The sequence below is a fragment of the Amnibacterium sp. CER49 genome (assembly GCF_029846255.1).
Taxonomy (GTDB): domain Bacteria; phylum Actinomycetota; class Actinomycetes; order Actinomycetales; family Microbacteriaceae; genus Amnibacterium.
Genome location: NZ_JARVWQ010000001.1, coordinates 1,851,028 through 1,865,308, shown reverse-complemented (window position 1 = coordinate 1,865,308; position 14,281 = coordinate 1,851,028). Strand labels below are relative to the sequence as shown.

Below are 14,281 nucleotides of genomic sequence, written 5' to 3'. Positions count from 1 at the left end.
CAGGTGCAGTCGTCCTCCTCCTCGCGAGCCGACCGCGCGCACGCACGCACGGCGAACCGAGCGCACATGAGAAGAGCGGACGCGCCCGCTCGAGCTCCGAAGCGGGCGCGCCGACCCGACTAGTCCGCCAGCGCCTCGGCGAGGAGCAACCAGGAGGTCGCGCCCGTCTCCTGCAGCAGGCTCACGCCCTCCAGGAGGTCCCGGCCGGTCACCACGCGCGCCTCGGACCTGCCGCCGAGCTCGCTGACCCGATATCGGCGTTCAGCCACCAGTGCGCTGTCCGGCGCCCACCGCGCCACGGCGGAGAACTCTCCGCCAGGGAGGACGAAGACGCCCAGAACATGCGCCGAGTCGCCGCTCAGCTGGAATACGGGGCGTCGTTCCCCCGCACCATGCCGTCGCGGCTGGCCGTTGACCGGACGGAGACGGCCTTCACGGACGAGCGGAGCCAGGGTGCTCCGGTAGATCTCGATGTGCTGCCCGAGTCGCTCCAGCAGCTCGCGCCGCAGCTCCGGCAAGCGGAGCGAGACGCCCCACCGGTGGAGCATCGCAGCTCGGATGGTCGTGTCGAAGTCGTCGACCGAGATGCTGCCGAAGTCGAGCTTCTGATCCGGGTGGTCGTGCCGCCACTGCGACCAGGTGAAGTGCAGGATCGCTGCGGGCGGAAGCATCCTGCTGACACCCCAGAGCGTCTGGAGATGGTGCTCGGTCCAGTCGGGGTCGGACAGGAACATGCAGTGCACATGCTTCGCGAGGCCGAGATCGATCCGGAGCCCCCCCGAGGAGCAGGCCTCGAAGATGACGTCGGGATGGCGCTTCCGGAACTCGTCGAGCACCTCGTACAGCGCCTGGTAGTGACGGAACAGGCCGTCGCCGGCACCGTGCCCGTGGTCCGTGCGATTGCATCCGGGGCCCGGGTCGATGTTGAAGTCCAGCTTCAACCATTCCGCGCCGGTGCGAGCGATGACGTCGTCCAACGCCGCAGCGACATAGGCGCGGCCGGCCGGGGAACCCATGCAGACGTACCCGAGGAAGCCGGGATCATCGGGGTCGAGTCCTACGCCGTGCACCACGCGGACCGGCTCTCCCCCGATGCGGCGCGCCAGGATCTCCGGCTGCTGCGTACGGAGCCGAGCGCGGGCGCCGACCGCCTCGGCCTCGAGCCAGATGCCGAAGGCCAACCCCTCGGCACGGGTCCTCTCGGCCAGGTCCCGGAGCCCTGACGGGAATCGCGCATCGTTCACCGCGTCCCAGTCGCCGCGCTCGAAGGTCCAGTCGCTCTCGGGATCCGAGGCGCCGAACCAGCCGGCGTCCAACGTCGCGTACTCCGCACCGACCTGCTTGGCCAGGCGGGCGTTGGCGGTGAAGACCCGCTCCTCGATCTCCTGGTCCTCGTACGGCCACCAGCTGTTCCATTCCACCGCGAGACGCTCGGAGGCAGCGGATCGAGGGATCACGTGCTTCCCCACCGCGTCCGCGAGCTGCGAGACGGCTTCATCCGCGTTCGCGCCCACCGACACGTAGACCACCGGTGCCGAGACCGAGTCTCCGGGCGCCAGCGTCAGCTGGAGCTGATCGGGCGACACTCCCGCCCGGAGCGCCCCGTCGCGCTCGATCCGGATCGACCAGTTCCCGCTCCACGCCGGGCAGATCAGGACGGCCTGGCCGACGCGTTCGAGCAGGAGCCACGGGTGCACCCCGTGGGAGGAGCGTCCTGCCGTCCCGACGAGCGACACGCCCTCCGCGACCGGACGACCCTCCGGCTCGAACTCCTCGCCCCAGGCCGACCGGAACCAGCTCGCGTTCCAGCCCTCTCCGGCGAGGCGTCCGTTCAAGGGCTCGAGGCCGCGCACGTCCAGCGGATCCGTGGAGGTGTTGCGCACGGACAGGCCGAACTCCCACACCTCACCCGTGTCACCGAGGCGCTCGGCGTGCTGCGTGCGCTCACCCGGCCCATCGGGCGTGGAGAGCCCGGCGATCGCAGGCACCCCCGCGGCCGAGAGCGTGTCGTCGAGGTGACCCTTGGGCATGGAGACTTCCAATCTTCCGGCGGCGTCGGAGGCCGAACCGGACTACTTGCCGATGCCCGCTGACAGGCCGGCGACGAGGTAGCGGGACGTGAAGGAGAGCAGGATCAGCGGCGGCAGGGCGGTGACGATCAGGCCGGCCGAGACCAGGGGTTGATTCCCGACGAGGTTGGTGCCGATCTGTGACACCGCCGGGGTGACGAGCGTCAACGCCGTGTTCGGCAGCAGGATGTACGCGAACAGCAGCTCGTTCCACATCGTGAGGAACTGCAGCACCGCGAGGGTGGCGATACCGCCTCCGGCCATGGGCACCACGACGGACGTCAGGGTCCGATGGAACCCCGCGCCGTCGATGCGGGCGGCCTCGAGCACCGCCTGGTCGATCGACCGGATGGTGATGGTCAGGAAGAAGACCGCGAACGGAAGGCCGGTCGCGACGTACACCAGGATCAGCCCGACCAGGTTGCCGACGAGGTGGACGCGTGACAGCAGCAGGTAGACCGGGATGATCAGGACCTGGCTCGGGATCAGCATCACGGAGACGAACGACGCACTGATGACCCGGCCTCCGGGTACCGCCATCTTCGCCAGCGCGAACGCGGCCAGCAGGGCGACGACGACCTGGAGGATCAGTCCCGACCCGACGACGATGAAGCTGTTGACGAGGGCGCGGCCGACGCCGTAGCCGTTCCACAGCACGTCGAAGTTCTGCATCATCAGGGACGACGGCAGGCCGAGGGGGTCGCGCAGGTACGCCGCGTTGCTCCGGAACGCCGCGAGGGCGAGGTACACGACGGGGTACACCACGCTGAACGCCACGATGAGAAGGACGACGAAGACGGGGATGCGCGCCTTTCGGGGCAGGGTGACGCTCGTCATCAGCTCTCCTCCGCGACCTTGAACATGCGGAGCTGCAGCACGGTCAGGCCGCCGATCAGAACGAACACCATCACCGCGAGCGCGGCGCCCTCGCCCATGTTCCCGGAGGAGAAGGCCAGGCTGTAGATGAAGTAATCGAGCGTGGTGGTGTCATATCCCGGTCCCCCCGCCGTCATGACGAAGATGAAGCCGAACAAGGACGTGAACGTGTACAAGACGTTCAGGATCGAGACGAGTGCGAGTGGACCGCGCAGGTTCGGGAGCGTGACTGCGAAGAGGCGACGCCACCAGCCCGCCCCGTCGATGCTCGCCGCCTCGAAGATCTCCGGGTTGATGGCGCTCAGGCCGCTGAGGAGGATCAGGTTCTGGTACCCGAATCCCGACCACACGAGCGCGAGGATGATCACGAAGATCGCGGTGCCGGCGCTCGAGAAGAAATCGATCCTCGGGAGACCGCTGGCTGTCAGGACCGCATTCACCGGACCCGAGTAGCCGAACACGTTCCGGAAGATCAGCCCGACGACCGCGGTCGACAGCACGTTCGGGACGAAGTACAGCACGCGGAACAGTCGCCATCCCCAGCACCGCTCGTAGAGCAGCACTGAGCAGATCAGCGAGGTGATGATGACGAGGGGAACCGATATCAGCATCACCAGGTTGGTGAGGAAGACCTGGTGGAGGACAGGATTGGCGAGGAGGTCCGTGTAGTTCTGGAGGCCGACCCACTCGAACGTGACGCCGTCCGAGCGGTTGAGGGAGATCCAGAGCGCGTACCCGACCGGGTACAGCATGAAGCCGCCGACGAGCAGGACGGCGGGCATCACCGCGAGCAGCCCGACCAACCTCTCTCGCCGCTGCCAGGCCGCCCGCCGCGGAGGGCCGGCTACTCGCGCGGGGCGGGCCGGCCCCTCCGCGACCGTCATTGGCCGGCCTTGTCCTTCTTGAACTCCGCCTCCAGCTGCTGAGCGGCACTGGCGGGAGTGACGGTCCCGGTGAAGACGCCGGCGTTCACCTTGTAGAAGAGATCGATCGTCGGCTGCGGCATGATGTTGTCGAAGGGGAACGTCTTCGCGTCCGCCGCCTTGATGGCCGGGGCCTCAGATTTGAGCAGCGGGTTCGTGATGACGCTCAAGTCGGCCTTGGCGCTGTTCGACGCCTCTTTCTGGGCCATCTTGACGTACATGTCGATGGTCGACGGCTCGGCCAGGAATCTGAGGAAGTCCTTGGCCTCCGACTGGTGGGACGAGTAGTTGGTGATCGAGATGGCCTCGTTCGGTCCTCCGGCGACCGCCGTGGGGTACTTCGAACCCTGGAGCGTGGGGATCGGGAAGACACCGACGTTGTCGCCCATCGACTTGTAGAGATCGGCGTTGTCCCAGTCCCCGGCGATGGTGAAGACGCTCTTCCCCTGGGCGAATCCGCTCAGCTGGTTGGCGTTGGGCGTGCTGCTCGCGTCGTTGTTCGTGACGCCGGCCGAATGCAGCTGCGCGTAGGCGGCGTACGCCTTCCGAACCGCGGGATCGTCGATCGAGGGGTTCCCGTTGTACATCTCGGTGAACGCGTTGCTCCCGAGCTGACCGCCGACCAGAGCCGCGACGATCCACGCCCCGGGGTAGCCCTCCTGGTTCGCGATGAAGAAGGGCGTGAGCTTCGTCTTGCTCTTGACCTGCTGACCGAGCGCGATCAGGTCCTCCCAGCTCTTCGGTGGCGTGGTGAGGTCGAGGCCCGCCTGGGCCGCGAGCTTCTTGTTGTAGAAGACGTAGAAGTACGACCCCGCACCGTAGGGAAGGGCCAGGAGCTTGCCGTTGGGCTTGTATCCGAGCCGCACCGTGTTCCAGCCGGAGAGGTCCTTCATCGTGGCGGGGCTGAAGGTGCTGCTGAGGTCGAGCAGGAACCGCGCGTACGAGTCCGTGTTGCCACCGGTGAACCCGACACGGATGTCGGGCCCGTTACCTGCGATGGACGCGGCCTGGAACTGAGCGGAGGACTTGGTGATGTCGCCCGACGTCTGGACGACGTTCACCTTCACGTTCGGGTGGCGCTTCTCGTAGGCGACCGCCGCCGCCTGCATGAAGGAGGTCTTCGCATCCAGCTTCCCGGACGTGCTCAGGTGCGTCAGCAGAGCGGGGTCCCACACCGTCAGGGTGACCTTCCCGCCCGAGCCGCTCGAGTCGCCCGAGCAGGCGGAGAGGCTTACGAGGAGGGCTGCAGCGGCGAGGAACGCAGCTGGCTTCTTGAACGGCATCGTTCTTCCTTCTTGCGTCGGGCGAGTGGAGTCCTTGTGCATCCGCGGGGCGGGAGTCGCTCCCTCCATCGCTGCGTCCGCGCCATCCGACGAGTCGGCATCAGGGGCGAGGGCTCTGCTCAGGAACAGGTACGGCACCGGCCACGTCGGCGGTGTCGCAATCGTAGTACCTTTGACGCGAAAAATACTACCTTAACAAACGCCCGTGTCGCCCGAGCCTCGGCCCCCTAGTCAACCGGTACGCGGTCGCCCGGAGGCTTCCGCTCGCCCGCGCTTCTCCGCGACCCGGCTTGACCGCGGGGCCGCCACGGCCATAGATTCTGTACTGAACCGGTTCAACGACGGACGTCGGTACGGACCAGGCAGAGTTGCCGACTCACTCGTTCGAAGCGGGCGCAGGCATCGAGATGCAGGAACGGTGTAGCGGTGGAGCGACCTCGACGCGGACCCCGCTGGGCCGTCCTCGGGGCAGGGAAGACCGCGGGGATCTTCGCCCGCTCGCTTCCCGCCAGCGCACGCGGCCGGCTCTTCGCCGTCGACGGCCGATCCGCCGCGTCCGCCGCCCTCGACCAGCGGCGCAACCACCTCGCGCTGCGGTTCGACGACGCCGCGGAGCGGACCATTCCCGCACTGGACATGATGCGAACTGAAAGGAACAGCGAGTGAAGCGTCTGAACGATCGGACCGTCGTGGTGACGGGGGGCGCCTCGGGGATCGGGGCAGCCACGTCGCGTCGCCTGGCCTCGGAGGGCGCGGCGGTGATCATCCTGGATCACGACGCCGACCGCGCCGCGACCGTGGTGGGCGAGCTGCAGAGCGGAGGGACGACTGCGTCCTTCCTGCAGGTCGACCTCAGCAACCGCGACGCGATCCGCGAGGTCGGGGCTCAGGTGCGTTCTCAGGCGCCGGTGCTGCACGGGCTCGTCAACAACGCCGGCATCATCCGTGCGACGCCCTTGGAACAGCTCGACGACGCGAACTGGGACAGCCAGATCGCGATCAACCTCACCGCCCCGGCCTGGATCGTTCGCGAGCTGCTTCCCTCTCTGCAGGCGGGCCCGGGATCGATCGTGAACATCTCCTCCGAGGGCGCGTTCCGCCCGCGACCGCTGAACGCGGCGTACGACGCGAGCAAGGGAGGCGTCCTGGGCCTCACCGGGTCCTTGGCCGCTGAGCTCGCGCCCCACGGGATCCGGGTGAACAGCATCGCCCCGGGCTGGATCGCGAGCGAGATGCACTTCGGGACCGGACCCGACGCCGACGCGCGGAAGGCGGCGCTGCTCAGCCAGGAGTACCCGCTCACGCTGATGAACCGCCTCGGTCGTCCCGACGAGATCGCGGCCGTGATCGCCTTCCTGATCAGCGACGACGCCTCCTACATCACCGGCTCCTGCCTGCACGTCGACGGCGGGCAGGGCCTCGGGTAGATCCGGCCGCCGACGGCGCAGTGGAGGCTCATCCACGGCAGCGCGTCGGCCGAAGTGAGGAGCTGACCCGATCCGTGTCCGGGGCCGGTGCGCGAGCCGGCCCCGGATGAACGAGGTCATCCCGACGCCATCCCGGGCGCCGGGAGCGGCAGGCCGCGAACCCGCTACCTCATCGCAGCACGATGAGCGCGTACGCCTCGAGGACATCGACGCTGATCGTCAGGCGACCCTGCGAGACGGCGGTTCGAGGCTCGATCGCCCCGTCGAGCGTCCGCAGGCTGGCCGCGGCGCTCGCCCCCTCCCAGTCCAGCTCGATCGTGAAGTCCCTGGCTGCCGCGATGCTGTCGTCGTCCTCGCGATAGTCGTAGTTCACGAGGTGCAGCGCCACCTCACGGCCCGAATCGCGCCGCACCACCCTGACGGTCGACAGGGAGCTGACGATCCTCGCTCCGTCCAGTGGAGGCACTGCCGCGAGGATCCGGTCCCGGTCCGAGACGCGGTAGTCGAGCCAGAAGTCGGACAGCAGGGTCCGATCCATCGCCCCCTCGCTCCCGGCACGCGACGCGGCCGGAGCGAACGCGACCAGCTCGTGGCCCTCCTGGCCGGAGTAGGCATCGAGCGCTGCGAGCTGCCGGCTGGTCGCGGCCGCGGTGTGAGGCGCCATGACGACGGCGTACCGATCGAGACGGTCCGCCGGCAGCGCGTCCGACGCGAGACCGCCGTCCCCGCTGTAGACGACGTCGAACTGATAGCCGCCCTCCGCGAGGGCTTGCGCCAACGCGACGAAGTCGAAGTGGACCGCGGGATCGTCGAGAACGCAGCTGTCGAGATAGAGCACCGCGAGCGCGTTGCTCCGGACGGTCCCCTCGAAGTAGCGACGGTTCTCGGTGATGAACCGGGTGTATGCGGCTGTCTCGGGCGGGACCGTCGTGTGCAGTCGGGTCTCGTCGTCGACGCCGGGCCACCAGAAGTACCCCCATCGTCCGCCGTTGACGTACGCCTCGAGGAACATCAGGAGGTAGTAGCGACTGCGGGACCGTCCGGCGAACTGCTTCGGCACGATGATGCTGGGACAGATCCACGTCGGCGCTCCGCTCACCGCCGCCCCGAGCCGATACCAGGGGACGAACGTCCCCCGCGGGAGGAGGAGGTGGGGTGCCGAGCCGCTGGACGGCTGGTAGGCGTTCTCCATCATCACGAAGTCCAGCAGGGACCCCCAGTTGGCCGCCCACAACCGGCCGTTGTCCGCCACGCGGTTCCCGAGGTACGCCACGTTCGCCGTGATCGCGAAGTCGGGGTTGCTGTCTCGGGCGATCGTCCGCAGCTCGCCGATGAAGTCGGCGATCACGGCGAAGGCTTCTTCCTCCAGGTGGCTGCGGTAGCGGCCGTAGAGGTCGTCGTCGTTCTTGAGCCTGGCGCGCAGGCCCGCGTCGTCGAGCGCTTCGACGTCGTCGGGATGCCGTCCCGAGGAGGACAGGTGAGTGCGGAACCGCTGGAGACAGCGGTGGCAGAACCCGGAACCGCCCCGCTCACGGCTCATCAGCCCGATGCTGGTGTTGATCTCATCGAGGTCGACGACATCCGCCCCGACCTCGATGCCGTGCCGACACAGGTCCCGAAGGTGATCGCGGAACTCGTCGCTGAAGATGCACGCCGACAGGACCGGCTCGTCCTCCCAGTAGTACCAGCCGACCTCGGCCGGGCGGCCGTCGATGTCCCGGCAGACCTCCTCGGTGAGCCGCGACGAGGACGGATCGTTGTAGACCTCCGCCGTCAGCGCGGTCAACGGGACGGAGAAGAGGACGCGCCGGCCGTCCCGGTGCGCCGCCGCCACGCCCTCGACGGTCAGCGCACCTGGCGACGCCCACATCCCGTTGACCGTGGTGCCGAGTGCTCGGACGTAGGTCTCGGGCATCGGCACAGCGGCGAGGAACTGCAGCTCGTCGTACCACGCCATCTCTTCGCTCCTCCTCGTCGCTGCGCCTGTCGCCTGAGCGGATGCTCCGTCAGCTCAGGTGCACGACCCCGTAGACCGGCACGTTCTGGAGCCGCAGGACGTGCCGGTCGCCGGCCGCCTCCTCGAGCTCCGCGGTGAAGCCGGACGCGGGACTGTGAGCGGTCGCCCGGCCGAACGTCTTCGGGAGACGGACGTCCAGGCGCAGCTCCGGGAGAACCGGCACCTCGTCTGCCGGCTCGTCGAAGTCGTAGCGGATGAAGTGCAGGGCGATGCCCTCGTCGCCGAGGTCGTGCAGGTTCACCGCCATGTCGACGTCGCGGTCGACGGTGACCTGGGCCTCCTCCTCGACGAGGGCCGCGATGGCCTCGTCGGACGGGTCGATCCGACGGAACCGTTCGTGCCGCTCGATCCGGTCGACCTGGTCGCGTGACAGGTTGGAGCCGAGCTCGCCCAGCACGACCAGCTCGCCGCCCGTGTTCATGAAGTCGAGGACGAGCTCCACCTGCCGGCTCGTCAGGAACACGCACTGCGGGAGGACGATCCGCTTGTAGCGAGCGAGCTCCGACTCGGTGAGCGTGTCCTCACGCAGCTCGCCGTCCGGGAACCAGACGACGTCGTACGGCTGGTGCCTGCTGGCGAGCGTCTCTGCCACCCGCCAGAAGACGCTGTTGCGACCAGAGGCACGACCGGCGCCCTCCTCGGTGCGGAACGCGCTCTCCGCGCTGAAGACGACCGCCGTCTCCGACACCGCCTGGTTGCTGTAGAGGTGGTCGAACTGCTTGAAGAACGACTGCACCTCCATGCTGAGGTCGTGGGGCGGGTGGAAGGAGTCCTTCACCACGCTGCCCATCCACGCGCCGTACGGGAGGCTCATGTTCACGCCGAGCGCGGCGGCCTCGTACTGCATGATGCGGAACAGGTCGTACGCCTTGCCCCGCTTCAGCCGCTCGGACAGGTCGAGGACCACCCCGCCGTAGGGGTTCTCGACCGCGACGACCGACTTGCCTCGACCGAATCCCGCGGCGTACCTGTTCCATGCGGGCTGCCGGAAGGTCTGGTCGTCGACCTCGGTGACCACGACGTCCACATAGGGCTCGAAGGGGAAGTACTGGGGATAGAGGTTGAAGAGGTTCGCCGTCACCCGCACCTCCCGGCCCTTGCTCTGGGCGTAGGTGCGGACGTACTGCGCGATCTCCGCGAAGTACTGCGCGATGGCCGAGCGCTGGAACCGTGTGTAGACATCGAAGAGCGGCGTGCGCGGCTGGCTCTCCGGCGCGAAGTCGTAGCCCTGGTCCAGCAGCCATCGCCCGTAGTGGAAGTCGCTCAGGTCGACGCCGACCAGCTCGGAGGGCAGCTCCGCCTCGTCGAGGCGCTGGAGGTACGCCCGGAACTGGGTCATGCACTCGGTGCAGAAGCATCCCCCGTACCCGAGAGCGGTGTACGGCAGCTCGGCCTCGTCCAGCTGGACGCCCTGCACGCCGGCGTCGATCTGGATCCGGATGATCGCCTTCAGGTACTCCCGCCACACCGGGTTGTTGCGGTCCATGAGGTAGCAGAAGTGCTCACGGTCAGGGCATTCGACCCACTCCGCGTGGAGCGCCCTGCCGTGGATGTCCCGGGAGACGCATTCCTCGAGGATGTTCGTGACGCGCTCTCCCGCACTGTTGAACAGGCCGTCCGGGAAGTACTCCTCCCACGCCTTCCACAGCTTCGGATAGGTGTTGGCGTTGAACTCGCGCAGCCCCAGGGTGGTGGCCTGACCCTCACCGCGAAGCTCGTTCAGCGCGAGGACCTCGTCCTCGCCGGCCGACAGCTCCGCCGGGAACTCCCAGCCCTGCACCTCGAACACGATGCCGAAGACGTCGATCCCCCGGCGCCCGCACTCACGGATGAACTCGGCATCGTTCATGTACCCGTACATGCGCATGCGCGCGGGTATGGCCTCGTAGGCCTCCTGCTCGAGGTAGGGGAGCGACAGGCTGCCCCCTCCGAGCGCGGACCAGACGAGCATCGTCGCGCCGAAGGCTTCGAGGTCATCGACCATCGAGAGCCTGCGGGTGGGGAGGCTCGGGTGATAGCAGTGCTGGCGGGGAAACCATCCGTCGAAGTAGACGCTGCGTTCCATGGTCGTGTGTCTTCTGCCCTTCTATTGACGTCGGTCCGAGCCGCGCGACTTCGCGGCTGCGTGCGGGAGAGGAGGTCCGTCAGTGGTTGCGGCGCCATCGGCACGCGGAACGCTGCGACGCGCGACCCGCTCCACCGGGAGCCGCGGCGACGGGTGCGACGGCGACGTGCCACCGCGGCGCGCGCCTCGTCCGGCGTCGTCGCCCGGGAGGGTGGCGGGTCGGGTCACCTCGGGACCGTGCTCCTGCATCCGCCCGCGGCCGCGCTCGCCCCGACGGGCGCCGGCACGCTGCACGTGGGACCGTGTCCGGCAGGCCACCGGTTCGACACCTGGATGCTGCGGCTCCGTGGCGACGATGCGCCGGAAGCCGGCGTTCGCGCCGCTGTCCTGCATCAGCAGCGTCCTCCTCGACGTCAGCTCTGACCCCGCGGCGACAACCGCGTCGTGAGGGCAACATAGCAGCCCTTTATACGTATAAGAGAAGGCGCGACGAGTTCCGGTCGAACTCGTCCACCCCTCTGCCCGGCCCTGACGTGGTCACCGATCCGAAGCGGCTCGAAGCACACCGGCCGGAGACCAACGCTCCGGTTCCGCCGTCCAGGATCGGGGCTCGCGGGCGAGCCCCGATCGCCGGCCGGCGTCAACGGATCGTGTTGTAGACGTCCCTGCCGAAGGTGTTGAGGCCCGGGCTGCTCGCGTAGCCGAGACGGCTCAGCCCGAACGCGTCCTCGATGGAGCCGAGGAGCGAGTAGTGGTTGTAGGGCGTCGTGCTCCAGCTGCCGGCCGCCGTCCACCGGGAGAGGACGAGCGCGCCGACACGTCCTCCTCCGGGGCCGGTGATGCCCGGTTGCGCGGCGTTCGGTCCCGGGCCCTCTCCGCAGCACGCGGAGGAGTCGGAGGACGGCGAGTCGGACTCGTCGCTCGTGATGACGAGGACGCCGTCCTTCTTGAACGCGGGCGACGCGAGGATCTTCGGGACCCAGACGCGCATCCAGGCGTCGACCGAGACCAGGCCCCCCGGGCGCCCGTCGACGCAGGGCGAGTCATGCCCGTCATCGCAGAGGTTCGGGACGATGAAGCTGAGGTTCGGGGTGGCCCCGGTCGTGCCGAGGTCGCGCGGGAGCGCGTTCAGGTCGACCACGTGCCGGGCGCAGCTCGGCGAGCCGGTGATCGACGCGAAGTACATGAACGGGTCGTGCCGGGTGGCGTACTGGTCCCCGACCTTCGCCTTCTGGGTGTCGTCCTGGGTGTTCAAGGCCGGATGGCGGCAGGGCGTGCCCATGTCCTCCATGTAGCCCTTCCAGGTCAAGCCCTTCGCGGTCAGCTGGTCCGGCAGGCTCCGCACGGAGGCCGGGAAGACGCAGCCGTCGCCGACGGCCTGGCCGGGTGGCACGGTGCCGGCGCCGATGAAGCTCGAGTAGATCTGGCAGTCACCCTGCATCTGCGGGTTGGGGCCCTGACCGGAGATCTGCGCGACGTAGTTCGGCTGGGAGTTGTGCGCCGTCGCGAAGTAGGCCGTGAGGAGCGCGCCCTGGCTGCGCAGGGTGGTCGCCAGGTACGGCGCCGCGGAGCCGGGGCCCCAGGTGGCGTCGTAGCCCTTGTTCTCGATGTCGATCACGAAGACGTGCCCGACGTGAGGAGCGGAGACGGCGGTCGCGCCGCTGGCGCCGCCGGCGGCTCCGAGCACGCCGGCGCTCACGGCGAGGGCCGCGACGACGACGGCGACGACGGTGCGCGCAAGATGACTCATGAGGGGAGGCTCCAACCGAGCTGGATGGCGAGGGCTTTCAGGTCCGACCACTCGCTCTTCTCGGGGCCGGCGACGGCGCCCGGCGTGCACACGGTCGGGGTGAACGGCGGGACGGTGAACCGAGGCGCCGTCAGGTTCGGGCTGTGCCCGAAGTCGAGCGTCTGCACGATGTTCGCTGCAGCCGCGTCCCTCGGCGTGAGCGCGGGCAGACCCCAGCGCCATTCGATCGCCCGGAGCACGGAGGTGTGGTCGTAGACCGTGTGGTCGACGACGCCGCGTCGCGCTCGAGGGGAGACGACCAGCGCCGGCACGCGGAAGCCGCGCAGGGCCGTCGTCGGGCTCACGTCGGGGGCGGAACCGGGCGCCACGTGGTCGAAGAAGCCGCCCCACTCGTCGAAGTTGATCACGAGCATCGTGTTCGGCCAGTTCGGGCTCGACACGACCGCCTCGTAGACCTGGTTCAGGAACGTCTCACCGGCGCGGATGTCGGCGTGCGGGTGATCGTCGCTGGAGGTGCCCGAGTCCTCGTCCTCGAACCGGGGATCGATGAACGAGACCTGCGGCAGCCGGCCGGCGGCGGCATCCGCGTAGAACGCGCTCACCGGCTGGGAGATGCCGACGTACTTCGAGCCCCAGAGCGCCGTGAAGGGCACGTCGGAGAAGTAGTACCGACCCGTGAGCCCTGCGGCGGCGAGCGAGTCCCAGATGGTGGGCAAGGTCGACGTCGTCGTGGAGTTGTGGATGCGGTCCGTCTGCGCGGCGTGCTGGTAGAAGCGGTTCGGGTAGGTCTCCGCCATGACGGCCGAGAAGTACCGGTCGAAGGTCGTCCAAGCCGTCGCCGCCTTTCCGAGGAAGGCGAGGTCCGGCTGCTGGAAGTAGCTGATCGAGAGCACGTCGTTGCTGCCGGCGCGCAGCCAGCCGTCGCAGCGGCCGCCGTCCAGCTCGATCCGGCCGCCCTCGTAGGAGTGGTCGGGATCGTTGAAGCCGCAGCTCGCGTAGGCCGTCTGGTGGAACGTCCTGTGCTTGATGCCCTGCCGGTCGGTGAACACCAGGCCCGCTTGCTTGCCGTCGGCGTTCGGCAGCCAGCCCAGGAAGTGATCGAAGGACCGGTTCTCCATCATCACCACGACGATGTGGTCGATCCCCGACGTCGCCGGGTCCGGGAGCCTGGGCGCGGCGGCCGCCGCCGGCTCACCCGTCCGGACGGCGCCGAACGCGGTCGTCCCGAGGGCCGCGGCCCCAGCGCCGACGGCCGCGGACGTGAGGAGGTGCCTCCGACTCAGATGCATGCGGTGGACGGTAGGAGCGACCCGGGAACGACGCGCGCCGGAGGAGTGACCGGCAGGTGAACCGAGCCTGCGAAAGCCCCGGGCGCCGCGCGGCCGACGACCCGCCCGCGCGGGCGCAGGATCCCGAGGACGTCACCCATCAGGCTCCTGGCGGGTCCCCGTCGGACGAGCTGCGGAAGCGCTGCTGCGCACCCTGCTTGCTGAGGCCGTAGAGCGCGCCGATCGCCTTCCAGGTCACCCCCGCATGACGCGCGGCCTGCACCGCCTCCACCTCGAGCTGCTCCATCTGCTCTCGAGCGACCCGAGCGGCATCGAGGCGGGCCAGCGGGTCGGCGATGAGCCGCAGCGCGGAAACAGCCCTGCTCAGGCGTCTCAGCGCGGGGTCACCACTCACGGTCGTCGAGCGTATCGACGAGGTCGCCATGTCAACAGCGGGTTGCCGGATGGGTCAATGAGGTGTTGACTTCCGTGGCGGCGGCACGGGGCTGCCCGCGCGGACGGAGGGAGGCGAGATGGCGAAGAAGAAGGACAAGAAGGACAAGAAGAGCAAGAAGAAGGGCAAGAAGTAGCCCTCGGGATGGA

10 protein-coding genes are annotated in these 14,281 nt (G+C 68.7%); 1 reads left to right on the top strand and 9 read right to left on the bottom strand.

From position 1 onward, the window contains the following. Window positions 1–119 precede the first annotated feature (119 nt). The 4 genes from QDR37_RS09100 to QDR37_RS09085 all read right to left on the bottom strand — a co-directional run bounded on the left by QDR37_RS09100 (window position 120) and on the right by QDR37_RS09085 (window position 5,151). On the bottom strand, window positions 120–2,030 hold the full coding sequence (locus QDR37_RS09100; RefSeq protein ID WP_279713317.1) for an alpha-galactosidase: 1,911 nt from the start codon (window positions 2,028–2,030) through the stop codon (window positions 120–122). Between the two features lie 42 nt (window positions 2,031–2,072). Next, window positions 2,073–2,906 (bottom strand): carbohydrate ABC transporter permease, encoded by an 834-nt coding sequence (locus tag QDR37_RS09095; protein ID WP_279713316.1) that lies wholly within the window; start codon window positions 2,904–2,906, stop codon window positions 2,073–2,075. Continuing rightward, the gene (locus QDR37_RS09090; protein ID WP_279713315.1) at window positions 2,906–3,727 is read right to left on the bottom strand and encodes a sugar ABC transporter permease; all 822 of its coding nucleotides are present in this window, start codon (window positions 3,725–3,727) and stop codon (window positions 2,906–2,908) included. Before QDR37_RS09090 ends, QDR37_RS09095 begins: the two co-directional genes overlap by 1 nt. A gap of 98 nt (window positions 3,728–3,825) precedes the next feature. Further along, window positions 3,826–5,151 (bottom strand): extracellular solute-binding protein, encoded by a 1,326-nt coding sequence (locus QDR37_RS09085; RefSeq protein ID WP_279713314.1) that lies wholly within the window; start codon window positions 5,149–5,151, stop codon window positions 3,826–3,828. Between the two features lie 662 nt (window positions 5,152–5,813). Here QDR37_RS09085 and QDR37_RS09080 point away from each other — a divergent pair. Next, window positions 5,814–6,578 carry an SDR family NAD(P)-dependent oxidoreductase gene (locus tag QDR37_RS09080; RefSeq protein WP_279713313.1) on the top strand — a complete coding sequence of 255 codons (765 nt, stop codon included), beginning with the start codon at window positions 5,814–5,816 and terminating at the stop codon, window positions 6,576–6,578. Between the two features lie 169 nt (window positions 6,579–6,747). On the opposite strand, the gene QDR37_RS09075 is transcribed toward QDR37_RS09080, so the two are convergent. From QDR37_RS09075 to QDR37_RS09055, 5 genes are all read right to left on the bottom strand, one after another. Then, entirely contained in the window at window positions 6,748–8,535 is a 1,788-nt protein-coding gene (locus tag QDR37_RS09075; RefSeq protein WP_279713312.1) for a hypothetical protein, read from the bottom strand. Window positions 8,536–8,584: 49 nt separating this feature from the next. Continuing rightward, window positions 8,585–10,579 carry a hypothetical protein gene (locus QDR37_RS09070; protein ID WP_279713311.1) on the bottom strand — a complete coding sequence of 665 codons (1,995 nt, stop codon included), beginning with the start codon at window positions 10,577–10,579 and terminating at the stop codon, window positions 8,585–8,587. Window positions 10,580–11,300: 721 nt separating this feature from the next. Next, complete coding sequence (locus tag QDR37_RS09065; protein ID WP_279713310.1) at window positions 11,301–12,410, bottom strand: alkaline phosphatase family protein; 1,110 nt, start codon at window positions 12,408–12,410, stop codon at window positions 11,301–11,303. After that, entirely contained in the window at window positions 12,407–13,699 is a 1,293-nt protein-coding gene (locus tag QDR37_RS09060; RefSeq protein WP_279713309.1) for an alkaline phosphatase family protein, read from the bottom strand. The genes QDR37_RS09065 and QDR37_RS09060 overlap by 4 nt, the downstream gene beginning before the upstream one ends. Window positions 13,700–13,838: 139 nt before the next feature. Next, entirely contained in the window at window positions 13,839–14,093 is a 255-nt protein-coding gene (locus tag QDR37_RS09055) for a hypothetical protein (RefSeq protein ID WP_279713308.1), read from the bottom strand. Window positions 14,094–14,281: the final 188 nt, after the last annotated feature.

Bases quoted from the DNA above. Each gene is read 5' to 3' on its own strand.
- QDR37_RS09065 (WP_279713310.1), bottom strand. From the start codon at position 12,410: ATGAGTCATCTTGCGCGCACCGTCGTCGCCGTCGTCGTCGCGGCCCTC.
- QDR37_RS09100 (WP_279713317.1), bottom strand. From the start codon at position 2,030: ATGCCCAAGGGTCACCTCGACGACACGCTCTCGGCCGCGGGGGTGCCT.
- QDR37_RS09085 (WP_279713314.1), bottom strand. From the start codon at position 5,151: ATGCCGTTCAAGAAGCCAGCTGCGTTCCTCGCCGCTGCAGCCCTCCTC.
- QDR37_RS09060 (WP_279713309.1), bottom strand. From the start codon at position 13,699: ATGCATCTGAGTCGGAGGCACCTCCTCACGTCCGCGGCCGTCGGCGCT.
- QDR37_RS09070 (WP_279713311.1), bottom strand. From the start codon at position 10,579: ATGGTCGATGACCTCGAAGCCTTCGGCGCGACGATGCTCGTCTGGTCC.
- QDR37_RS09090 (WP_279713315.1), bottom strand. From the start codon at position 3,727: ATGCCCGCCGTCCTGCTCGTCGGCGGCTTCATGCTGTACCCGGTCGGG.
- QDR37_RS09075 (WP_279713312.1), bottom strand. From the start codon at position 8,535: ATGGCGTGGTACGACGAGCTGCAGTTCCTCGCCGCTGTGCCGATGCCC.
- QDR37_RS09095 (WP_279713316.1), bottom strand. From the start codon at position 2,906: ATGACGAGCGTCACCCTGCCCCGAAAGGCGCGCATCCCCGTCTTCGTC.